Below are 21,899 nucleotides of genomic sequence, written 5' to 3' on the forward strand. Positions count from 1 at the left end.
GACCACTAGCGTGTTCACCGTGAGTGTCGACAACCATCGTCCGCGGTCGGCGTCTCGTCGCGCCGATGAGTCGGCCGGCGACGTCGACACTCGAAGCCTGCCGATCTATGAGGCCGGCGCGATCGATGTGCCATTCGTCATCGCGGGGATGTACGAGAACGTCTCACGCGACACCCTGTGGGAGGAACACTCACACCCGACTCACGAATTGTTGTGGAGTGAGCGCGGCGCGTCGTCGGCGAACATCGGACCGCGAATCTGGACGATCACGCCGGCGATTGCTCTGTGGATACCTGCGGGGGTCCGGCATTCGGGCTGGACGCCTGCCGGAACCCTGCTGCGCGCTGCACAATTCAGTATCCGCTCGGTGCCATCCATTTCGCCGGGGCCGGCGGCTGTGGAGGCTTCGCCGTTGCTGCGATTGCTGCTCGACCGACTCACGGTCGACGACATCGACGCCGGTTCGCGCGCGATGACCGAGACGATGGTGCTCGACATCCTGGCCCCCGCTCCGAACGAACTCCTGCTGCGGGTTCCAGAGTCGGCACTGCTGGCGCCGATCGTTGCTGCGGTCGGTACCGACCCGTCCGACGGGACACAGTTGGCCGAGTGGGCCAAGCGCCTCGGCGTGAGCGCCCGCACGATCACGCGCGCCTTCTTTGCCGAGACGGGAGTCGGGTTCTCCCGGTGGATTGCCACCGCACGCGTGCAGCACGCGATCACGCTGCTGGCCGAGGGGGAAGATATCGAGGACATCGCGTTCACGGTCGGGTTTCGTTCCTCCAGTGCGTTTGGAACGGCCTTTCGGCGGGTCACCGGGATGAGTCCGGGGCGGTTTCGAGAGCAGTGAGCGAGGGCGCTGACGCGTCGCGCTTGTCCGTTTCGCTAAGAACGGTGTCGTAAATGCTCGATTGCAAACTCTTTAAGGAGTACCTAGCCTTCTGTTAGGTAATCCTTACCGACATTGTCGTGGCCGGCCGGACGATCGTCCGCACCCCTGCGCACGTCTTCACCTCGAGTTTGTTGATCGAAAGGGATCCATGTCTCGCGCACCGAAGCTGGTGGCATTGGCAGCAGCCGCACTTCTCACCGTCGGAATCTCCGCGTGCTCGTCGTCGAACGACGACAACGGCGGTGGCGGTGATTTCGAACCGATCACCATCGAGCACGCGCTCGGCACGACGGTCATCGACGAGAAGCCCGAGCGGATCGCGACTGTGAACTGGGCCAACCAAGAGGTGCCGCTGGCACTTGGAGTGGTGCCGGTGGGAATGGCCGCCGCGAACTTCGGTGATGACAACGACGACGGCATCCTGCCATGGGTCGACGAGCGTCTGCAGGAACTCGGCGGAGAGCCGCCCGTACTGTTCGACGAGACCGACGGCGTGGACTTCGAGGCCGTCGCCAACACCAACCCGGATGTGATCCTGGCCGCGTACTCCGGTCTGACGCAAGAGGATTACGACACCCTCAGCGAGATCGCACCCGTCGTGGCCTTCCCCGAGACCGCGTGGGGCACGCCGTGGCGCGAGATGATCCAGCTGAACAGCCAGGCCATGGGAATGGCTGCCGAGGGTGAAGAGCTGATCGCCTCGCTCGAGACCGAGATCGACGCAGCTGTTGCCGAGTTCCCTTCGCTGCAGGGCAAGTCGGCGATGTTCCTGACCCACGTCGACCCCTCTGACCTGAGCGAGGTCAGCTTCTACACCACGCACGACACGCGGCCGATGTTCTTCGAAGACCTGACCCTGACGACTCCGGCCAGCATCGCGGCGGCCTCGGCCGAGACCGACAAGTTCTCGCTGACCCGCAGCGCCGAGCAGGTCGACGGCATCAGCGATGTCGACATCATCGTCACGTACGGCTCGGAAGAACTCATCGCCGCTCTGAAGGCCGATCCGCTGCTGTCGCAGATCCCGGCGGTTGCCAACAATGCGATCGTGAGCCTGCCGAGCACCCCGCTGGGCACCGCCGCCAACCCCACCCCGCTGTCGATCTCCTTCGTGCTGAACGACTACCTGACGATGCTCGCGCAGGCCGCTGACAACGCGCAGTGACCAGTAGTGACCCCGGTTCCAGCACCAAGTCCCCGGCCCTCCCGGGCGTTGCCGCCGTGCGACGCCCGCGGAGGGTCCGGGCGCTCGGTCTCGTCGCCGTCACCGCAGGACTACTGGTCCTCGGGATCATCTCGGTAAAGATCGGATCCAGGGACGTCGACTGGTCCGATGTGTTAACCGTGCTCGGCGGGAACAGTTCCGGACTCGATCAGGCCGCCGTCGAAAAGCGGATACCCAGAACGCTTCTGGCGATGCTCGCCGGCGCCGCGCTCGGTGTCTCCGGGGCCGTGATGCAAGGCGTGACCAGAAATCCGTTGGCAGACCCGGGCATTCTGGGCGTCAACATGGGAGCGGCCCTTGCCGTGGTCATCGGTATCGCGTATTTCGGGCTCGACACCGCATCGGGCTTCATCTGGGTCGCCATCGTCGGGGCCGCCATCGCGGCGGTCTTCGTCTACTGCGTCGGATCCCTCGGCCGTGGTGGAGCGACCCCACTCAAACTCGCCCTCGCCGGCGCCGCGACATCGGCGGCTCTGGTGTCCTTCGTCACCGCAGTTGTTCTGGGACGCAATGACATCGCCGACACCGCACAATCGTGGCGCATCGGTGGGGTCGGCGGTGCGACGTATTCCAGCATCGAGCAGGTGCTGCCCTTTCTGATTGTCGGGTTCGTGATCTCGCTGTTGTCCGCGCGTGGCCTGAACTCGCTGGCTCTCGGCGACGATCTCGCTGCGGGTCTGGGCGAGCGGGTTGCCCTGGTCCGTGGAGCGTCCGCGTTCGGTGCGGTCATCCTCTGCGGCGCCGCGACCGCTGTGTGCGGCCCCATCGCCTTCGTCGGTTTGGTGGTCCCGCATGCCTGCCGACTGATCGTCGGTGTGGATCACCGCTGGCTGCTGCCGTTCTCGGCGATCACCGGCGCCGCGTTGCTGACCGCCGCCGATGTGCTCGGCCGCATCATCGCACGTCCTGCCGAGATCGACGTCGGCATCCTCACCGCGCTGATCGGAGCCCCGTTCTTCATCTACATCGTCCGGCGGCAGAAGGTGAGTGCGCTGTGACGGCCGGAGTGGACAAACCGGCGCGTGTCCTGACCGCCGACGACATCGCGTCGCGGCGTCGCGGCCGCGGTGTGCGGCGACGTGTGGTCATCGCAGTGCTCGCTGCGCTAGTCGTTGCGGCCTTTGCGATCTCGCTGATGTTCGGCCAGACGTTCTATCCGCCGGGCGATGTCCTGCGGGTGATCGTCGGGGAGCAGGTGCAGGGCGCGACCTTCACTGTCGGCCGGCTGCGCCTGCCTCGTGCCGTGCTGGCCGTGATCACCGGGGTGTGCTTCGGCCTCGCAGGAGTGACCTTCCAGACGATGCTACGCAATCCGCTGGCCAGCCCCGACATCATCGGGATCAGTGCCGGCGCCAGTGCCGCAGCGACATTCGCGATCGTGACGTTGTCCCTCGGTGCCACGCAGGTCTCGATCTTCGCGATCGTCTCGGGGCTGGCGATCGCTCTGCTCATCTATGTGCTCTCGTTCAAGAACGGCGTCGGTGGTACCCGGCTGATCCTGATCGGCATCGGAATCGCGGCCATGCTCCACAGCGTCACCGATTATCTCCTCGACCAGGCGTCCCAGTGGGATCAGCAAGCCGCGATGCGCTGGCTCACCGGAAGTCTCAACGGTGCCTCGTGGACGCAGGTCATCCCCGTCCTGGTGGCGCTGGTGGTGTTCACGCCTGTTTTGCTCGGCCAGTCACGCAATCTCGACATCTCCAGGCTTGGTGATGACACCGCATCCGCACTCGGTGTCCGGGTCAACCGGTTGCGGCTCATCGTCATCGTCGCCGCGGTCGGGGTGTTGGCCTTCGCCACCGCGGCCGCCGGACCGATCGCCTTCGTCGCGTTCCTGTCCGGACCCATCGCCGCGCGTCTGGTCGGACCGAACGGCTCGCTCGTGATCCCGTCGGCACTGGTCGGCGCGCTACTTGTGCTGGTGGCCGACTTCGCCGGACAATTCGCCTTCGACACTCGTTTCCCTGTCGGGGTGGTCACCGGAGTACTCGGTGCCCCCTATCTCATCTATCTGATCGTTCGTACCAACCGTGCCGGAGGCTCGCTGTGACCACCGACCATCGTCTCATCGTCGAGGACCTGACCCTCGGATACGGCGATCACACCGTCATCGAGAAGCTGGACCTGCTTGTCCCGCCCGGCAAGGTCACTGCGATCGTCGGCGCCAACGCCTGCGGCAAATCGACTCTGCTGCGGTCGATGTCCCGGCTGCTCGCTCCACGCGTCGGCCGGGTGTTGCTCGACGGGAAAGAGGTGCACCGCACCCCGGCCAAACAGCTGGCCCGCACCCTGGGGTTGCTGCCGCAATCACCGATCTCTCCGGAGGGCATCACGGTGGCCGACCTGGTGGGTCGGGGCCGGCATCCGCACCAGGGGATCTTCGCCCGCTGGAGCCGCGAAGACGACGAGGCCGTCGCCGACGCGCTGACCGTCACCGAAACGGCTGCGCTGGCCGATCGACCCGTCGACGAATTGTCCGGAGGGCAGCGCCAACGGGTCTGGATCGCAATGGCTCTGGCCCAGCAAACTGATCTTCTGCTCCTGGACGAGCCGACCACGTTCCTGGACGTCAGTCACCAGATCGAGGTCCTCGATCTCCTCACCGACCTGAACAGAAATCGCGGAACCACGATCGTGATGGTGCTCCACGACCTGAACATGGCGGCGCGCTACTCGGATCACCTCGTCGCGCTGTCGGCCGGAAAGCTGCACGCCGCAGGTGATCCCGCTGATGTGCTCACCGAAGACAACGTTCGTGCGGTCTTCGGTCTCGACAGCCAGGTGATCCCGGATCCGACGTCTGGTAAGCCCCTGATGCTCCCGCTCGGCCGCCATCACGTCCTCACAGAGCGCTAGCCGCTGCCACAAAAGCACACGTTCGAGTCAGACGCACACGTTTGAACGTGTGCAAATGACCGAACGATGTGCTTCTGCGGGGCGGGAACTGTTGTAGTCCACTATGTTCCGAAGTAGGGGCCGAGTTCGTCGTTGTACCGCCGATCGACGTAGCCGTTGAAGTCAGGTTTGCGCTGGGTCTGTTTGGACTTGTAGAAAAGGTCGACGAGCGTCTGCTCGGACTCGACCACCTCGTCGGTGAGGGGGATGGCTGGACGTAGGCTCCGTTCCTGTGCGACTGCCGCGACCTGCGGTGGAATATCCACGGAGGCAGCGTATTTGTCGGCCCACTCCTGTGGATTCGCCTGAGCCCACTTGGCGGCCCTGGCGATGCGCTCGGTGAGATCGCGGATGGCCGTGTTGCGTTTCGGGTCGCCGAGCGCCGTGGTCGAGGCGACTCCGAATCCGTAACTGTCGTCTGCGGTCGCCAGCGTCTTGGCGCCCGTCTGATCCTGTGCCAATGCGGTGAACGGGTCCCAGATTGCCCAGGCGTCGACGGCGCCCTGCTGGAATGCGCCCAGCGAATCGGCGGGCTGCAGGAACACCGGTTCGACATCGGAGATCGTCAGGCCGACCTTCTGGAGTTGCTCCAACACATTTGCGTGCGCGGAGCTGCCCTTGGCGATGGCGATCTTCTTGCCTTTGAGGTCTTCGACCGAACCGATCGGCGAATCCTTCGGGATCAGGATCTGGTCTCCACGACCGGAGCCCACATAGCCGGAGACGACCTTGATCTTGGCGTTGTTGGCCGCGCCGAACACCGGCGGGGTGTTGCCGGTGACCGCGAAGTCGATCTTGCCCGCGGTGGCCGCCTCGATCTGCGGCGGTCCTGAGGTGAAGAGCGAGAACTCGACCTCGTACGGCAGGTTCTCCAATTCGCCTGCCGCAGTCAGAAGAGCTTCCGTATTGCCCTTCTGGTCACCGACATTCAGAGTCAGGCCGGACAATTCGGCAACGGGCACCGACTCATCGGTGACCGAGATGGCACTGTTGTCGTCGCGGGTGACACAGCCCGTGGCGGCCACCGCGACAGCGAGTGCGATCGCCGCAGTTCGCAGGAGCCCGCTTCCGCGCACTACTGATCGACCCCCAGGATGGACAACAACTCGTGTGCCTTGCCGGCCAGTTCGGCGTCGCCCGCGGCGCGGGGGCGCTCGATGTCCACGATCACCTCGTGGCTGATCGAACCGCCTTCGAGAACCACGACCCGGTCGGCGATGGCCACCGCCTCTTGGACGTCGTGCGTGACCAGCAGTATTCCGAAACGATGTGCATCCCAGAGCTTCAAGAGCAACTCGTGCATCGAGCGGCGGGTGAGGGCGTCGAGGGCACCGAAGGGCTCGTCGAGCAGGAGTAGGTCGGGCTCGGCCACCAGCGCGCGAGCGAGTGAGACGCGTTGCGCCTGGCCTCCGGAGAGTGTCAGCGGCCACGCGCCGGACTTGTCGGAGAGTCCGACTTCCTCGAGCGTCTCGGAAACGCGTTGTCTGGTGGTCTCTTTGTCGACCTTGGCGCGCGTGAGGCCATAGCCGACATTCTGTGCGACGGTGCGCCACGGAAAAAGGCGCGGCTCCTGAAAGGCAACGGCGGGCGCACCAGACACGCGATGCTCGCCCTGATGATCGTCGGCGAGGCCCGCCAGTACGCGCAGCGTGGTCGATTTCCCGCAGCCGGAACGGCCGATCAGCGCGACGATCTCGCCGGCCGCCACGGTCAGGTTTAGATCGTCGAGGACCTGGTTGTCGCCGTAACGCAGAGACACCGAACGTAGTTCGGCGGCCGCTGCGACGGCAGTCCCCGCCTCATGGGTGCGTGGGTCGGTGAGCAGGGTCATCGGGCTTCCTCACTTGTCGGTCGGTAACGCAGGGCGTGTTGCTCGAGCTTTCGGACGAGGGCATCGGTGATGAACCCGAGCAGTGCGTAGATGACTAGGCCGAAGACGATGATGTCGATGCGCAGGAAGTCACGCGCGTTGTTGATCATGAAACCGATCCCCGAGTTCGACGCGATCTGTTCGGCGACGATCAGTGTCAGCCAGGCGATCGCGAGCGACTGGCGCAGCCCGACCAGGACCTGCGGTGCGGTGCTCGGCAGGATGATGTCGCGGAACCGCTGCCAGGTCCCGAACCCCAGGACCCGTGCGGTCTCGAGCAGCTTGGTGTCGATCTGCCTGATGGCCGACACGGTATTGAGGTAGAGCGGGAACATCACCCCGAGCGCGACCATCAGGATCTTGGGGGTCTCACCGATCCCGAACCACAGGATGAACAGCGGGATGAGACCCAGGTGGGGCAGCGCCCGCACCATCTGCAGCGATGGGTCCAGTACTGCGTCACCCAACTTGGAGAGTCCGACCAGCACGCCGAGCGCGATTCCGGTGATCCCGCCCAGCAACAGTCCTTGGACCACCCTGATGCCCGACGCTGCCAGTGCGTCGCCGAACTCGCCGCTGCGAATGGTCTCGAGTCCGCCGTCGAGCACCAATGACGGTGCGGGTAGGACGTCCTGGGGTATCAGTCGCAGAGCCCCGGCCAGCTGCCAGAGCAGCAGGATCGCCACCGGGGACAGCCAGCGGACGGTCGTCCAGAACCGGTCCGACCTGCCTCTTCTGCGCTTTGAATCGGTGGCGTCCGAACTGGAGAGCGCGGCGGCCGAGGTCGTGTTGCTCGTCGTTTCAGGAGTCATCGTCCCGACCGTAAGGGGATTGGGCGAGGTGGGTGAACCTTTGAAATCGCGTTGCGTCGAATCGAGGATCCGGGTGAAAAATTACCGCCGCGTTACTGCTGTGAGGTTCTCGAATCGCAGATTTGGTCCCGGGATAACCACTGGGAAACGCATCGAATCTGTACTGGGACATGCAGCCGGATCCGGCTTCTCGCCTCCGCGGCAATGACGTCGCAGCGGTTCAATCTTCGCCCCTCACCAGGAGTCCTGATGTCTGAGATCGACCAAACCATTGCCGAGAATATCAAGAAGTCCCTCGCCGAGATACCGCACCCGTCGCTGCCCAAGGGCAGCAACATCTACGGCAGCACCAAACTGTTCCCCGACTACAAGGCCGAGGACGGCGAAACATACTTCACCCTGGTCCACGGCATCGCCCACGAGTCGTCGGTGAGCTTCGTGGCCGTCCTGCAGGCCACCCGCGCCCTGCGCAAGGGTTTCGAGTCGGCCATCTACTTCTACGGACCGGGCGCGATCAACTGCCTGGCCACCCGCGGATTCCCGACCACCGGTGACTCGGGCTTCCCGGGCGAGCAGAACATCAACGACTCGCTCGCGACGTTCATCGGCGAAGGCGGCACCGTGTACTGCTGCCGATTCGGACTCGCCCTGCACGGCGGCCGCGAAGAAGACCTGATCGAAGGCGTCATCCCCGCTCATCCGCTCGATGTGCAGGACGCGCTCATCCACTACGCCCGCAAGGGCGCCATCATCAATTCGACCTACATGGTCTAGAAGGAACTCCCTATGTCCGTATCGGCACGCGTAGATCTCGCGCTGCTCGGTGTTCGTGGCTCGTTGCCCGTGCGCCGGTCGGCGGGCGCCGGTCCCAGCGACGACGGCCACCTGCTCATCGATGGCCTCAGCGCTGCGGTCCCACGCAATCCCCTGAGTCCTTATGTCCTCGATGGTGATCAGGTGCTGCTCGATGGTGCCGAAACCGGATTGCAGGTGTCCGCGATCGAGCGGCCCGCTTTCTACGATCTGCGCACCGACGAGGGCATCGAGTACGAAAAGATCGCCAAGTTGCACGGTAAAGACGTGCTGGCCACCACCGTGATGCAGACCTGTATCCGCTATGACCCGTCACAGCGGTGCCGGTTCTGCACCATCGAGGAGTCCCTGCGTTCGGGGGCGACCGTCGCGGTGAAGAAGCCCGCCGAGCTCGCGGAGGTCGCCGAGGCGGCCGTCCGACTCGACGGCATCAAGCAGATGGTGATGACCACCGGTACCTCGGCGGCCAAAGATCGCGGCGCCAAGCATCTGGCCCGCTGTGTCAGGGCGGTCAAGGCGGCGGTGCCGGATCTCCCGATCCAGGTGCAGTGTGAACCTCCCGGCGACCTCGCGACCCTGACGGAGCTCCGGGAGGCGGGTGCGGAATCCATCGGCATCCACGTCGAATCGCTTGACGACGCGGTTCGTGCGGAATGGATGCCGGGCAAGGCGACCGTGACGCTGGATGAGTACCGCGCGGCCTGGACCGAAGCGGTTCGGGTGTTCGGACGCAACCAGGTCTCCACGTACCTCCTCATCGGACTCGGCGAAGATCCGGACGAATTGGTGGCCGGCGCTCGCGAACTCATCGACATGGGTGTGTATCCCTTTGTGGTGCCGTTCCGGCCGCATCCGGGTTCGCTCGCCGTGGACGTCGACCATGCCTGCGCCCCACGCGGCGACGTCGTGGAAGACGTCACGCGTCGGGTCGGCAAGGAACTCATCGTGGCCGGGATGGTCGGATCCGATCAGAAGGCGGGCTGCGCGGCGTGCGGCGCCTGCAGCGTGCTGCAGAACGTAGGAGGCTGACATGCAGGTGGCAGCGCGAGATCTCGCGATACTGACCGGCCCACGTCCGGTGGCGACGCCGTCCGTCGGCTTCCTGATCCAACCCGCGGAGAGCAAAAGGCATCTCGACGACTACAACGCGTTGCGGCACGACGCATTTGTGGTCGAGCAGGGGTTGTTCGCCGGCACCGATCACGATGACATCGACGACGACCCGCGCACCGTCGTGCTGTGTGCGATCGGCGACGACGGCACGTTCCTCGGTGGAGTACGGCTGGCGCCGGCGACCTCGGAAGACATCGGGTGGTGGACCGGTAGCCGCTTGGTGGTCGCACCCACCGACCAGGCCCGGGGTGTGGGGCCGGCGCTGGTGCGCGCTGCCTGTGCCCACGCAGAGAACGCCGGAGTCCTGCGGTTCGACGCCGCCGTGCAGCAGCGATATCGGTCGATGTTCTCTCGGCTCGGCTGGGACCACATCGGTGATGTCGATGTTGCCGGCGTGCCACATGCCGCGATGCGATGGCCGATCAACAAGATCGAACGCCTGGTCGCGAGCACCAAGGCCATGCTCGCCGACGTCTTGGCGCCGCTGGGGCAGCAGGCCACGGGGCTGGGGCCCAGTGGTTTTCGCGGCGACGACGGTACCCCGGTGCCCGGAACCGACATGATCGCCGCGTGCGACGCCATCATCCCCTCGATGGTCGAGCGTGACCCAGAATGGGCCGGCTGGTGTGCGGTGCTCGTGAATCTCAACGATCTTTCGGCGATGGGCGCCACCCCGGTGGGTCTGCTCGACGCCGTCGGTGCGCCCACCCGGTCCCAATTGACCCGCATCATCCGTGGGATGGCGAAAGCTGCCGCGGCCTGGAGTGTCCCGGTCCTCGGAGGACACACCCAAGCCGGTGTCCCGTCATCGCTCTCGGTCACTGCGCTCGGACGCACGTCGGCTCCGGTGCCCGCCGGTGGTGGAAAGGTGGGGCATTCGCTGCGGCTGACCGCGGACCTCGGTGGTGAATGGCGACGCGGATACGCTGGGCACCAGTGGGATTCGACGTCGCATCGCAGCGCCGAGGACCTCGCGCAGATGGCGAGTTTCGTCCAGCGAGCCGCACCGGCCGCCGCGAAGGACGTGAGCATGGCGGGCCTTGTCGGCACCACCGGGATGCTCGCGGAAGCCAGTGGTACCGGAGCGGTGCTCGACGTCACCGCCATCCCACGACCGTCCGGTGTGGCCGTGGGTGAATGGATCACAGCATTCCCGGGATTCGCGATGATCACCACTGACGCACCCGGACATACGGTTCCAGATGCGGGCCCCGCACAGAGCGCGGTCTGCGGACAGCTGACCGAGGCCCCCGGTGTCGGCTTGCGCTGGCCCGACGGGCAGGTCACACAAGCGGTGCGCAGTACTGTCACAGGATTGGGGACAGCATGACGACCACGATCTCGGTCGCGGCGGCAGAGTTCGGCCGCGACATGGACGAGAGTTACCGCACGATCGGTGCGCTGATCTCCGATGCCCAAGAGAAGGGCAGTGACCTGCTGGTCCTACCGGAGGCATGTCTCGGCGGGTATCTGCCCTCACTGGGCGGCAGCGACGAAAGTCCAGAGGCGCGCCGACGTCGGCTGGAGAATCTGCCACCCGCACTCGAACTCGACGGTCCCGAACTGGCCAAGGTCGCAGAGATGGCGGGCGACATGACCGTCACCCTGGGGTTCTGCGAGGCCGACGGCGACACCCGGTACAACGCGGCGGTCACCCTGACCGGCGACGGTATCCTCGGTGCGTATCGCAAGGTCCATCAGCCGCTCGGCGAGAATCTCTGTTACGCAGCAGGTTCGGGATACTCGACGTTCGACACACCGGTCGGGCGGATGGGCATGCAGATCTGCTACGACAAGGCATTTCCGGAGGCCGCCCGGGAGCTGGCATTGGGCGGTGCGGAGATCATCGCCTCGATCTCGGCGTGGCCGACCTCGCGCACCAACACCACACCCGATATGGAGGACGATCGCTGGAAACAGCGGTTCGACATCTACGATCGTGCGCGTGCGCTGGAGAATCAGCTGATCTGGGTGTCGTCGAATCAGGCCGGGACATTCGGTTCTCTTCGATTCGTCTGCAGCGCGAAGATCGTCGGTCCAGGCGGAGAGGTTGTGGCAGACACGGGAATCGAGCCCGGCCTCGCGACCGCAACCATCGACGTCGCCGAAGCGCTGGGCAGCGCGCCGGGGCGGCGGGATGTACAACCTGCGCGATCGGCGGCCATCGGCCTACGGCAGCGTCACCGCACCCAGTACTTTCGAGGAGCTCACCTATGCCTGAAATGACTTTCACCGTGCAGTGGCCCGACGGCGCACGGCAGCAGTGTTATTCGCCGTCGCTGGTGATGCATGAGCATCTGGAGGTCGGTGCGGAGTATCCGGTGACAGAGTTCGTGTCCCGGACCAGTACGGCGCTGAGAATAGCCAGCGATCGGGTGCGGGAGAAGTTCGGGTTCGCGTGTACTTCGGCAGCGGCTCAGTTGGCGGAGATCGAGGGTGTGGCGCGGCGGACTCCCGAGGGAACGGTGCAGGTGCTGGCCATGACCGGTGCGGAGTTGATCGCTCCCTCGGACACCGAGATCGCGCGCGGTCGATAAAGCCACCGCCGCGACACTAGTCTGATCACTTATGGCACCCATACGAGTTGCCGCACTGGCAGCCCATTTCGGCAGGGATGTCGAACGCGCGGTCAACAAGATCGTCGGCATCATCGAATCCTCGGCTCGCGACGGCATCGACCTGCTGGTGCTTCCCGATGCATCGCTGGGCGGCTACATCGGGGATCTGCGCGCCCCCGACATCGAACACCTGCCGCCCGCCGTCGAGACCGACGGGCCGGAGCTGGCGCGGATCGTCGCCGCGGCCGGGCCCATGACGGTCTGCGTCGGATACACCGAGGCCGCTGCGGGTGAGCGTTACAACACCGCGGTCTGCCTGACCGGCGACGGGATTCTCGGAACCCACCGAAAGGTTCATCAGCCGGCGGGAGAATCGCTCGCGTACGCCGCGGGCGATGATTTCTCGGCGTTCGACACCCCGGTCGGCCGGATGGGCATGCTGATCGACTACGACAAGACATTTCCGGAGTCTGCGCGGACCCTGGCGCTCGACGGGGCGCGGATCATCGCCGCGTTGTCGGCGTGGCCCGCCAGCGTCACCGACCGGGCGTCACGTCTACCCAACGACCGCCAGTCGCGATTGTTCGATCTCTACGACGCGGCGCGGGCCGCGGAGAACCAGGTGGTCCTCGTCTCGTCGAACCAGACCGGGGTCATGGACAAGCTGCGATTCCTCGGCCAGGCCAAGGTGGTCGGACCCGGTGGCGAGGTGCTCGCCAAGACCTGGGCGAAGGGCGGTATGGCGGTGTGCGACATCGACATCGACGCAGAGATCGATCGCGCTCGCCGAGTTCTCCATCATCTGGATGAACGTCGGGTCGACACGTACCGGCAGGAACGGCCATGAGGGTGTCGCTGCTGACCTACTCGACGAAGCCACGCGGTGGGGTGGTGCACACACTCAATCTCGCCGAGGCGCTCGCCCAACTGGGCGCTGATGTCACGGTGTGGTCGCTGGCGCGCGGTGGAGATCCGGGGTTCTTCCGTGAGGTCGATCCAGCCGTCACCGTGCGACTTGCACGCTTCGATGATTTCGACGGCGACACCGTGACCGATCGGATCGTACGGTCCATTGAGGTGCTCGGCAACGAATTCGACCGTGGTGCAGCCGATATCGTCCATGCGCAGGATTGCATCAGTGCGAACGCGGTCGGTCGCTGTATCCGTACCATTCATCACCTCGATCAGTTCACGACGCCGATTCTCGCGTCCTGTCACGAGAAGGCGATCACCCTGCCCTATGCCCGGATCTGCGTCTCGTCGGCCGTTGCTGACGAGGTTCACCTCGGGTGGGGATTCGAGCCGACCGTCATACCGAACGGGGTGCAGGCAGACAGGTTCGCCGGTGCAGCCACCGCTGCGCCGGATGCGGTTGCCGCACGTGCACTGTGGGAACACAGGCTCGGCAGATACGTGCTCGCTGTCGGAGGCATCGAGCCGCGCAAAGGCAGCATCGACCTGCTCGAGGCCTATGCGCTGATGCGCCGGGACGATCCTGAGCTCGCCCTCGTCTTCGCCGGCGGCGACACCCTGTTCGACTACCGCGGTTATCGAGCCGACTTCGATCGGCGCGCGGTCGAACTGGGGATCGAGCCGATCGTGCTCGGGCAGGTGGACGACAACCAGCTGCCCGCCCTGGTGGCCCAGGCCGCAGTCTTCGCTTTCCCGTCCACGAAAGAGGGTTTCGGCCTCGCCGCCATGGAGGCCCTTGCCGCGGGTGTCCCCGTCGTCGCCCGCGATCTGCCCGTGTTGCACGAGGTGTTCGGCGGCTCCGTCCGTTATGCCCGGACCCCGGCCGATCTCGCCACCGAGATGAACGCCGCGATGGTCACCGATTCGGTGCGGGTGGCACTCGGTCGAGAAGTCGCCGACAGTTTGACCTGGGAAGCGGCGGCGAGAGCGCACCTGGACTTCTATCGCGAAGTCGGTGCCTGAGCGGCGTCCGGACTGGGTCAGTGGAAAGAGAACCGGCGACGGCGCCTTGCCCTGGTAGGTGCAGTTGCGGTCATCTCCCGGATGTAATCGACCATGTCGATCAGCGCGCGACGATCCTCGTCGTCATCGCCGCTTTCTCGGTCGCCGACAACGATGGACATCGGAGTCCCCGTCCGGATGTCCAGCTCGTCCCAGCACAGCGACAACAGGTGCGCGTACAACCGCCGGTGATCGACGACCAGGACGATCTTGGTGTTGTATTCGGCTGTCTTCCAGGAGATCTGCTCGGCGGTGTCCTGCGTGAGGGCGCCGGCAGCCGAAAAATCCTGTAGGTACATCCGGTCACCTCCAGTGGTTCACCTCTGGTCGCCATCGTAACCCGCGCGGCGCGGGTCACAGCCGTTTGGAGAAGAACACCCGGTCGAAGCCGTCGACTGTCGACCGATGCGTTTCGACGAACCCGCGCCGCGGATAGAAGTCCAGGTTCTCGGTCATCGCCGCGTTGGTGTAGAGCCGCACTTCGGCCACCCCGAGTGCCCGGCCGTGTTCGGCGGCGAAGTCGAGTAGGAGCGCCCCGATTCCGAGTCCACGGGCGAGCGCGGGCACCGCGAGGTTGTCGAGCAACAGGTGGTCAGCCTTCGGGGTCAGCACGATCGTGCCGACCAACTGGTCCTCGTCCTCGGCGACCCACACCGTGCCGGAGTCGATGAGGACCGCATAGTCGGTGTGCATCGGCGCGGGCTCGGTGCCGATCCGGTCGATGTAGGGCGTGAAAGCGTCGTTGATCAGGATGGAAACCGCGTGTGCGTCATCAGGACGTGCGGATCGGATGCTCACCATCGGTCCAGTGTGCCCAATAAACAGTTGCCCCCGCGCCGGAGAGGGGGCACAATCGCTGCTGCCAGTGTTCCCTGCAGTGAGGCTTCACGTGAACTCCTCCGGCGTCTTCGCGTCCTGACGCGCCTGACACCACCGCGCACGCCGCGGGATGAGTTGTTGGCGCATTCCATCACTGCATCCTGGGAGTCACATGCGTCCGCATTCTGAATCATCCATCCTGCTGCGCGACCTCGGCTTCGATTGGCCCGACGGGACCACCGCGCTGCACGGCATCACAGCGACCATCGGGACCGGTCGCACCGGTCTGATCGGCGCCAACGGCACGGGGAAGTCCACCTTGCTCCGATTGCTGGCGGGGGAGCTCGCTCCAAGTGCGGGATCGGTGGTCACGCTCGGTGACGTGGCCTATCTGCCCCAGGCCCTGTCGCTACAGGTGGAGTGGACTGTCGCCGATCTGCTCGGTGTCCGAGCGCAGGTCGAGGCGCTGGCCGCGATCGAATCCGGGTCGACCGATGCCGTGCACTACGACGTCATCGGGGATCACTGGGATGTCAACGCCCGGGCGGCGCAGCTGCTCGCCGAGGCGGGTCTGGCGGGAATCACGCTGGACCGCAACGTCGGTACGCTGTCCGGCGGTGAGGCGATGCTCGTGGCGATCTCCGGTCTACGGCTGGCAGGCGCTGCGATCTCGCTGCTCGACGAGCCGACCAACAACCTCGATCGCGGCGCGCGCGAGCGGCTCTACACCATGCTCGACCACTGGCCCGGCACTCTCGTGGTGGTATCCCACGACACCGCGCTGCTCGAACTGATGGACACGACAGCAGAACTGAGAGAGGGCGAGCTGGTGGTGTTCGGCGGCCCGCTGACTGCCTACCACGACCACGTCGAACAGCTGCAGCGCGCAGCTCAGCGAGATCTGCGTGCTGCCGAGCAGGTGTTGAAAACCGAACGGCGCCAGCGGATCGAGGCCGAGACGAGGATCGCTCGGAGTGCGAAGTCCGGGAAGGCGAAAGCAGAGAATCTACCCAAGATCCTGGTCGGCAAGAGGAAGAACAACGCCGAGGCATCGGCCGGTCGAACGCGCACAGAGGCTGACGCCAAGATCCGCGATGCGCGCAGAGCGGTGGAGGACGCCGGCGAACTGATCCGGGAGGACAAACAGATCAGGATCAGCCTCCCCGATCCCGATGTGCCGAACAGCAGACGGCTGGCCGAGATACATTGTGGCGACGACGTCGTGGTGCTCCAAGGGCCGGAAAGAGTAGCGCTCACTGGCCCGAACGGCAGCGGGAAGACAACCTTGCTGACGACGCTATGGCGCTCGGAGCCACCGGCGGATGGACCGTATGCCATCGCGCACACGGACCGAATCGGTTATCTGGCACAGCGTTTGGATGGGCTCGACGACGACGTGAGTGCGCTCGAGAACATCCGGACGGCTCTCCCGGCCACCGACCCGCACGAGATCCGCGCCAGATTGGCGCAATTCCTCTTGCGCGGCGCGGCCGTCGACAAGCAGGTCGGCGTCCTCTCCGGAGGTGAGCGTTTCCGGGTGGCGCTCGCCAAGCTGTTGCTGGCCGCGCCACCTGCGCAACTACTCGTCCTCGATGAACCGACGAACAATCTGGACATGGCGAGTGTCGATCAGCTGATCGAGGCGCTGGCCGGGTACAGGGGAGGGCTGTTGGTGGTCAGTCATGACGAACAGTTCCTGCGCAGACTCGGCGTCACCAGGGAGCTGCATCTAGCGGACGGGCAGCTCACGGTCACCGAGGAGCCTCATCGGGTTTGACCGGGATTCGCCGCTCGGGTTTCTCGGGTGGCAGGTCTTCTGGGTCCGGCGATTTCCGCAGTACGACGTACACGATCAGTCCGGCAATCAGGGCCCAGAACGCCGATCCGATCCCGGCCACGGTCACCCCCGCAGCTGCGACCACGAAGGTGAGAACCGCCGCGGTGCGGGTGTTCTCGTCCCGCAGGCTCGCCGCGAGTGACCCGGCGAGTGTGTCGAGCAGCGCGAGCCCGGCGACGGTCTCGACCAGGCCGGCAGGGGCGACGGTGATCAGCGCGACCACAGTAGCCGAACTGAAGGCGAGTACCAGGTAGGCGGGACTCACCGTGGCCGCTGCGATCCAGCGGCGGCGGGGGTTCGGCTCGGCGGCCGGCGCGGCGGCCAGGGCGGCGCTGATGGCGCTGAGATTGACCGCGTGTCCGCCGGCGGGGGCGACCAGTGCCGTCAGGGCTCCGGTGACCAGCATCGATGGCCGCCAGGGGATTCGGTACCCGAAACTGGACATCACTGCCGTTCCCGGCAAGTTCTGCGACGCCATCGTGACGATGTAGAGGGGCAGCGCGATTCCCACGCAGGCCTGCCACGACCACTGGGGGACAACAAGATCCAACCGTGGGATGAGAGAGTCGCCGCTTATGGTCTTGTCCGAGGTCAGGATGACCACAGCGATCACCACGGCTGCGGTTGCGAATGCGGCGGGCACCGCCCAGCGTTTCGCGTAGCGGCTCAGGACAAGCCAGACCAGCACCACCGGGGCGATCGCCAGCGGTTCGTCCGCGAACGCGTGAACGGGCTCCAGACACAGCGGTAGCACGATGCCCGCCAGCATGGCCTGTGCGATCGGGGTCGGAATCGCCTGCACCAGAGCGCCCAGACGGGGCCACAGCCCGGTGGCCAGCACCATCACGCCGACAAGAACGAACGCTCCTACCGCGGCGGGGAAACCCCCATCGGGGCTCGCCGTGCCGGCCAGGAGCGCCGCTCCGGGAGTGGACCAGGCCAGGGTGATCGGCATCCGGTAGCGGAGGGCGAGAAAGGCTATCCCGATCGTCATCGCGAGACAGAGGGCGAAGAGTCCTGAGGCGGCCTCGTCGGCCGACGCGCCGACTGCCCGCAGTCCGGTGAGAACTACCGCGAACGAGCTCGTGAAGCCGACGAGCGCGGCCACGACGCCGGCGGTGATCGGCTGCGAGAGCGGCGCGCGCGGGAACGTCGGATCGGGGGTCACCCGGCCATCGTAAGGTACGATTGGATCTTGGATCCAATAAACTAATGATCCTACAGAGGAAGTAATGCCACCGAAGCGTTCGACGCACGTCCTGGACACCCTGGGGCTGCGGCCCACGGCGGTCCATCATGCGCGCACGGTCATCGAAGACACCCTGGCCGAAGCGATCCTGGGCGGAGATCTGGCGAGCGGGACCCCACTGCGCCAAGCCGAACTCGCGGCGGTGTTCGGGGTGAGCCGGATGCCGGTCCGCGAGGCGCTTCTCGCGCTGTCGGCGCGTGGACTCGTCGACAACGTGCCGCACAAGGGCGCTGTCGTGATCTCTGTCGACGCCGCCGACGTCGTCAATACCTACCGGATCAGGGCGATGCTCGAACCCGAGGCACTCGGCGGCTCGATACCGCTGCTCGATTCGGCTGATCTCGACCGTGCGCGCGAATGCCTGCTCGGGATGGACGGCGAAGCCCCTTTGGCGGACCTGGGCCGGCTGAACTCCGAGTTCCACCTCTCGCTGTATCGGCGCAATCCGAATGCCAAGTTGCTGAGACTGATCGCAGCGGAACTCGACGACGAAGAGCGTTACCTGAGGTTCCATCTCGCAGAATTGGGTACCGGTCAGTTGGCGCAGGACGAGCACCGGCAGATTCTGGAGCACGCGGTGGCACGTGAAGTCCAGCAGGCGGTGGCGGTGTTGCGGCAACACATCTCGACCGCCGCCGACACGATCGAGACGTACTTTCGGCAGCGATCACCGAACTGAGAACGCGAGGAGCACCCAAGACGTCATGCCAGAAGGTGACACAGTTTTCCAGGCGGCCGCCAGACTGCATCGTGCCCTTGCCGGAAAGGCATTGACGCGTTGCGATGTTCGGGTCCCGCGATATGCGACAGTCGACCTGAGCGGGAAGCAGGTCGATGAGGTGATCGCCCGTGGCAAGCACCTGCTGATCCGCGTCGGCGACGTCTCGGTGCATTCCCATCTGAAGATGGAAGGTCGCTGGGACATCTACAAGAAGGGCGAGAAGTGGCGTCGCCCAGGGTTCAAGGCCCGAATCATCCTCGAGACGGCCACCGTCCAAGCGGTAGGGTTCGAGCTCGGCAAGTTGGAGATCCTGCGCCGGACCGAGGAGGACAAAGCGGTCGGGCACCTCGGGCCGGACCTGCTCGGACCGGATTGGGACGCAGACGTCGCCATCGCCAATCTCGGCGCGGACCCGGCCCGTCCGATCGGTCTCGCGCTGCTCGACCAACGCAATCTCGCCGGGATCGGCAACGTCTTTCGGGTCGAGATGTGTTTTCTGCGCCGCACCCATCCTGCAGTGCCCGTCGCCGATGCTGGCGATCTGAGCGAATGGGTCGCGCTGGCCAAGCAGGTTCTCGAATACAACCGCACGAGGTCGATGCGGGTCACCAACGTCGACCGGCCCGGTGAACGAACCTGGGTCTACGGCCGGGCGGCGCGGCCGTGCCGTAGGTGCGGAACCACCATCAAGAAGGCGGATTTCGGCACCATCACCGACATGGATCGTGTCATCTACTGGTGCCCGCTGTGTCAGCCGCCGCCGTGACCAGCTCGGCATCGTCCGCAGCGGCATCAGGTGGCGACGGTCGATCGGTGCGGACCCGCCAGATCGCTGCACCCGCGGCAAGGATCACGAGGGCCAACACGAAGACGCTGTAGCCGATGGCGGTGGGACGAAGGCCGACGTGGATTGTCCGCTGCGAACTCCCGTGTCGGGGTCTGTCCATCGCTGCTGACTTTGATGATGTTGACGGCGACGATCGTGGCCGTGCCCGGCACCCAGGTCTTGCCGAACATGGCGGCTCATTCCTTGTCGTAAACCCCGCTCACAGGGCACTTCTGCCATAACCTTAGATGCTCACGGAGCGCGAGCGCGCTGCATCGGATAGTCCGTCGACAGGGGCCGGCTGTGGGATTTGTGATCGGATTTGCTCCGTGGATCGTCTTCTGGGTTCTGGTCGGTAACGCCGGCTTCGTCACTGCGGTCCTGGTGTCGTTCGGACTGACCATCGCCGGGCAGGTGTTCCAGCGCCTACGGGGTGAACCGTTTCGCACTCTCGAGGTCGGCACGGTCGCGGTCTTCGCGGTGCTGACCACTGCGGCACTGACGCTCGACGAGAACGTTCTCGAGCGCTGGCTGCAACCGCTGAGCAACCTGGGGCTGTTCCTCATCGCACTGGTCGGGGTTCTCATCGGCAGGCCGTTCGTGCGCGAGTACGCAGAAGAATCCGTGGACGCGCAGACAGCGGCGAGTGGCGGGTTCACCTACATCACGACCGCGATGACCTGGATGTGGGTGGCAGCCTTCGGCGCGATGACCGTGTTGTCGATGATCCCGCCGATCGTCGACGGGGACGCCACGATCAAGGACGACGGCGACGCGTTGTCGATCATCTGTTACTGGGTCGCACCGTTCACGTTGCTGGGCCTGGCCGGGTTGGTCTCGTCGGTCTTCCCCAACTGGTTCGACGCCAGGTCGAAGGAGGTCTCCGCCCGAGAGGCGGTCGACGTCCCGGTGGCCGCCGCGCAGCCCGCGCCGCAACCCGACGTCGCGACCAGTCGGCTCACGATCACAGCCCCGGCGGAGTCCAGGCACGACGAAGGATTCGGCTTGCAGATCTCCGGTGCCGATCCGGGTGCGGCGGTCATGGTGACCGCAGGCGGTGTCGACCTCTTCGGTACGCACTGGTCGAGTCGCGGAGAATTCGCCGCGTCGGCCGACGGCGTCGTCGATGTCGGTCTGCAGGCGCCCGACCGAGGCGACTGGACTGCCGCGGACCCGGACGCACCACTGTGGGCGATGAGTCCGGATTCGACGGGCGACCGGGTTCCCGAACTGTTCGTGCCGCCGGTCGGTCCGTGGCAGGTGGTGCTCGAGGCCACCTCCGCCGACGGGCTGGTCCGGCGAACCGTGCTGCGATCACCGCAGGCGCCAGGAGTGGCGATCTCCGACCTCGACATCGGCGGGCGGCCCGCGTTGCTGGCGCTACCCGCAGGCGACCCTCCGGCGGCCGGGTGGCCGGCCGTCGCGTGCTTCGGTGGGTCCGAAGGCGGCGTCGACTCCCAGCGCGTCACCATCGCGACCCTGGCGTCCAACGGAGTCGCGGCGTTGGCCTACTCCTGGGTCGATGAGGAATCGCCAGACAATCCTGAGCCGAAGCTGGTCGACATCCCACTCGAGCGGTTCGGCGCGGCCATCGACGCGCTGGCCCGGACTCCCGGGGTCGACGCGGGGCGACTCACCGCGATGGGGATCTCTCGCGGTGCCGAAGGCCTCACAGCGGCGGCCACCGTCTCGCGACTCCCCGTCGGCGGCCTCGTACTCGTGAGTCCGAGTTCGGTCTCGTGGCAGGCAATCGGGCCCGACGGTGAACTCCCCGACACCGCGTCGTGGACCTTCGGCGGCGAGCCGCTGAGCTGGACGCCGCTACCGACCGGGTCGCTGATGCCGCAGCTGATCAGAAACGCCTGGCGCGTGCACCGCGACATCGCGCACCGCACGCCCAGCCTGCTGCGACTGCACGCCGCGTACACCGCGGGACTCGACGCGGCCGGTCCCGCGGCCGCCCGGCTCCCATCCGAACTCATCGACGTCCCCATCCTCTGCATCGCCGGATCCGACGATCAACTCTGGCCCTCGTCGCGGATGGCGACCGAACTGCTCGCAGCACGTTCCGATCCGGCGGACGAACTCCTGAAGCTCGAGAACGCCGGACACCTCATCCGGCTCGCCACCCTGCCCGCGACCGCCCAGTGGACCGGCGGGATCGCGTTCGGCGGCACCCCCTCGGGGCAGGGGCATGCCCAGCGGGCCGCGACGGCGGCCGTCCTACGCTTCGCTGCGCGGGTTCCTGTCTGATCAGGCGTTCATGGTCGACCTCTGCCCTCCGGCGTCGTC

General features: G+C 65.8%; 22 protein-coding genes and 1 pseudogene. 16 read left to right on the forward strand and 7 right to left on the reverse strand.

Going from position 1 to position 21,899, the window contains the following annotated elements:
* Positions 1-19 precede the first annotated feature (19 nt).
* The 5 genes from BFL43_RS28710 to BFL43_RS23105 all read left to right on the forward strand — a co-directional run bounded on the left by BFL43_RS28710 (position 20) and on the right by BFL43_RS23105 (position 4,976).
* Positions 20-850 (forward strand): AraC family transcriptional regulator, encoded by an 831-nt coding sequence (locus BFL43_RS28710; protein ID WP_240498434.1) that lies wholly within the window; start codon positions 20-22, stop codon positions 848-850.
* A 190-nt stretch (positions 851-1,040) separates the two neighbouring features.
* A complete protein-coding gene (locus BFL43_RS23090; protein WP_084895135.1) occupies positions 1,041-2,057 on the forward strand; it encodes an iron-siderophore ABC transporter substrate-binding protein in 1,017 nt (338 codons plus the stop codon).
* A 56-nt stretch (positions 2,058-2,113) separates the two neighbouring features.
* On the forward strand, positions 2,114-3,115 hold the full coding sequence (locus tag BFL43_RS23095) for an iron ABC transporter permease (RefSeq protein ID WP_143695498.1): 1,002 nt from the start codon (positions 2,114-2,116) through the stop codon (positions 3,113-3,115).
* A gap of 29 nt (positions 3,116-3,144) precedes the next feature.
* The gene (locus BFL43_RS23100) at positions 3,145-4,170 is read left to right on the forward strand and encodes an iron chelate uptake ABC transporter family permease subunit (RefSeq protein WP_240498438.1); all 1,026 of its coding nucleotides are present in this window, start codon (positions 3,145-3,147) and stop codon (positions 4,168-4,170) included.
* Positions 4,167-4,976 carry an ABC transporter ATP-binding protein gene (locus tag BFL43_RS23105; protein WP_084895139.1) on the forward strand — a complete coding sequence of 270 codons (810 nt, stop codon included), beginning with the start codon at positions 4,167-4,169 and terminating at the stop codon, positions 4,974-4,976. The genes BFL43_RS23100 and BFL43_RS23105 overlap by 4 nt, the downstream gene beginning before the upstream one ends.
* Positions 4,977-5,077: 101 nt before the next feature.
* Here BFL43_RS23105 and BFL43_RS23110 read toward each other — a convergent pair whose 3' ends face one another.
* Genes BFL43_RS23110 through BFL43_RS23120 form a run of 3 tightly spaced genes read right to left on the reverse strand, consistent with a single transcriptional unit; the run spans position 5,078 to position 7,697 of the window.
* Complete coding sequence (locus BFL43_RS23110; RefSeq protein WP_084895141.1) at positions 5,078-6,091, reverse strand: ABC transporter substrate-binding protein; 1,014 nt, start codon at positions 6,089-6,091, stop codon at positions 5,078-5,080.
* On the reverse strand, positions 6,091-6,846 hold the full coding sequence (locus BFL43_RS23115) for an ABC transporter ATP-binding protein (protein WP_084895144.1): 756 nt from the start codon (positions 6,844-6,846) through the stop codon (positions 6,091-6,093). The genes BFL43_RS23110 and BFL43_RS23115 overlap by 1 nt, the downstream gene beginning before the upstream one ends.
* The gene (locus tag BFL43_RS23120; protein WP_084895146.1) at positions 6,843-7,697 is read right to left on the reverse strand and encodes an ABC transporter permease; all 855 of its coding nucleotides are present in this window, start codon (positions 7,695-7,697) and stop codon (positions 6,843-6,845) included. Before BFL43_RS23120 ends, BFL43_RS23115 begins: the two co-directional genes overlap by 4 nt.
* Before the next feature lie 249 nt (positions 7,698-7,946).
* Between BFL43_RS23120 and BFL43_RS23125 the strand changes: the two genes are divergently transcribed.
* From BFL43_RS23125 to BFL43_RS23155, 7 genes and pseudogenes are all read left to right on the forward strand, one after another.
* Entirely contained in the window at positions 7,947-8,471 is a 525-nt protein-coding gene (locus tag BFL43_RS23125) for an MSMEG_0572/Sll0783 family nitrogen starvation response protein (protein WP_084895148.1), read from the forward strand.
* A gap of 12 nt (positions 8,472-8,483) precedes the next feature.
* Complete coding sequence (locus tag BFL43_RS23130; protein WP_084895150.1) at positions 8,484-9,539, forward strand: MSMEG_0568 family radical SAM protein; 1,056 nt, start codon at positions 8,484-8,486, stop codon at positions 9,537-9,539.
* Between the two features lies 1 nt (position 9,540).
* Positions 9,541-10,953, forward strand: a complete 1,413-nt coding sequence (locus BFL43_RS23135) for an MSMEG_0567/sll0787 family protein (protein ID WP_084895152.1) — start codon at positions 9,541-9,543, stop codon at positions 10,951-10,953.
* Positions 10,950-11,844, forward strand: a pseudogene (locus tag BFL43_RS23140) (carbon-nitrogen hydrolase family protein). Before BFL43_RS23135 ends, BFL43_RS23140 begins: the two are co-directional and overlap by 4 nt.
* Positions 11,837-12,160 carry an MSMEG_0570 family nitrogen starvation response protein gene (locus tag BFL43_RS23145; RefSeq protein WP_084895154.1) on the forward strand — a complete coding sequence of 108 codons (324 nt, stop codon included), beginning with the start codon at positions 11,837-11,839 and terminating at the stop codon, positions 12,158-12,160. Before BFL43_RS23140 ends, BFL43_RS23145 begins: the two are co-directional and overlap by 8 nt.
* A gap of 31 nt (positions 12,161-12,191) precedes the next feature.
* Complete coding sequence (locus BFL43_RS23150) at positions 12,192-13,028, forward strand: carbon-nitrogen hydrolase family protein (protein ID WP_084895156.1); 837 nt, start codon at positions 12,192-12,194, stop codon at positions 13,026-13,028.
* Complete coding sequence (locus BFL43_RS23155) at positions 13,025-14,116, forward strand: MSMEG_0565 family glycosyltransferase (protein ID WP_084895159.1); 1,092 nt, start codon at positions 13,025-13,027, stop codon at positions 14,114-14,116. The genes BFL43_RS23150 and BFL43_RS23155 overlap by 4 nt, the downstream gene beginning before the upstream one ends.
* A 17-nt stretch (positions 14,117-14,133) precedes the next feature.
* Here BFL43_RS23155 and BFL43_RS23160 read toward each other — a convergent pair whose 3' ends face one another.
* Positions 14,134-14,454, reverse strand: coding sequence for a hypothetical protein (locus BFL43_RS23160; RefSeq protein WP_084895161.1), 321 nt, complete (start codon positions 14,452-14,454; stop codon positions 14,134-14,136).
* A 55-nt stretch (positions 14,455-14,509) separates the two neighbouring features.
* Positions 14,510-14,956 (reverse strand): GNAT family N-acetyltransferase, encoded by a 447-nt coding sequence (locus BFL43_RS23165; protein ID WP_084895163.1) that lies wholly within the window; start codon positions 14,954-14,956, stop codon positions 14,510-14,512.
* 190 nt (positions 14,957-15,146) lie between these two features.
* Between BFL43_RS23165 and BFL43_RS23170 the strand changes: the two genes are divergently transcribed.
* Positions 15,147-16,751, forward strand: a complete 1,605-nt coding sequence (locus BFL43_RS23170; protein WP_084895165.1) for an ATP-binding cassette domain-containing protein — start codon at positions 15,147-15,149, stop codon at positions 16,749-16,751.
* On the opposite strand, the gene BFL43_RS23175 is transcribed toward BFL43_RS23170, so the two are convergent.
* A complete protein-coding gene (locus BFL43_RS23175; protein WP_084895167.1) occupies positions 16,726-17,979 on the reverse strand; it encodes a benzoate/H(+) symporter BenE family transporter in 1,254 nt (417 codons plus the stop codon). The two genes, BFL43_RS23170 and BFL43_RS23175, sit on opposite strands and share 26 nt — an antisense overlap.
* 64 nt (positions 17,980-18,043) lie before the next feature.
* On the opposite strand from BFL43_RS23175, the gene BFL43_RS23180 reads away from it, so the two are divergent.
* Together BFL43_RS23180 and BFL43_RS23185 are read left to right on the forward strand one after the other, a co-directional pair.
* Entirely contained in the window at positions 18,044-18,739 is a 696-nt protein-coding gene (locus tag BFL43_RS23180) for a GntR family transcriptional regulator (RefSeq protein ID WP_084895169.1), read from the forward strand.
* Between the two features lie 25 nt (positions 18,740-18,764).
* Entirely contained in the window at positions 18,765-19,547 is a 783-nt protein-coding gene (locus tag BFL43_RS23185; RefSeq protein WP_084895171.1) for a DNA-formamidopyrimidine glycosylase family protein, read from the forward strand.
* Here the strand turns inward: BFL43_RS23185 and BFL43_RS23190 are convergent.
* Positions 19,510-19,728, reverse strand: coding sequence for a hypothetical protein (locus BFL43_RS23190; protein WP_084895173.1), 219 nt, complete (start codon positions 19,726-19,728; stop codon positions 19,510-19,512). The two genes, BFL43_RS23185 and BFL43_RS23190, sit on opposite strands and share 38 nt — an antisense overlap.
* Before the next feature lie 182 nt (positions 19,729-19,910).
* On the opposite strand from BFL43_RS23190, the gene BFL43_RS23195 reads away from it, so the two are divergent.
* Positions 19,911-21,860, forward strand: coding sequence for an acyl-CoA thioesterase/bile acid-CoA:amino acid N-acyltransferase family protein (locus BFL43_RS23195; protein WP_084895175.1), 1,950 nt, complete (start codon positions 19,911-19,913; stop codon positions 21,858-21,860).
* Positions 21,861-21,899: the final 39 nt, after the last annotated feature.

Origin of the sequence: Williamsia sp. 1135, from assembly GCF_002095395.1 — a bacterium.
In the GTDB taxonomy this organism is placed as follows: domain Bacteria; phylum Actinomycetota; class Actinomycetes; order Mycobacteriales; family Mycobacteriaceae; genus Williamsia.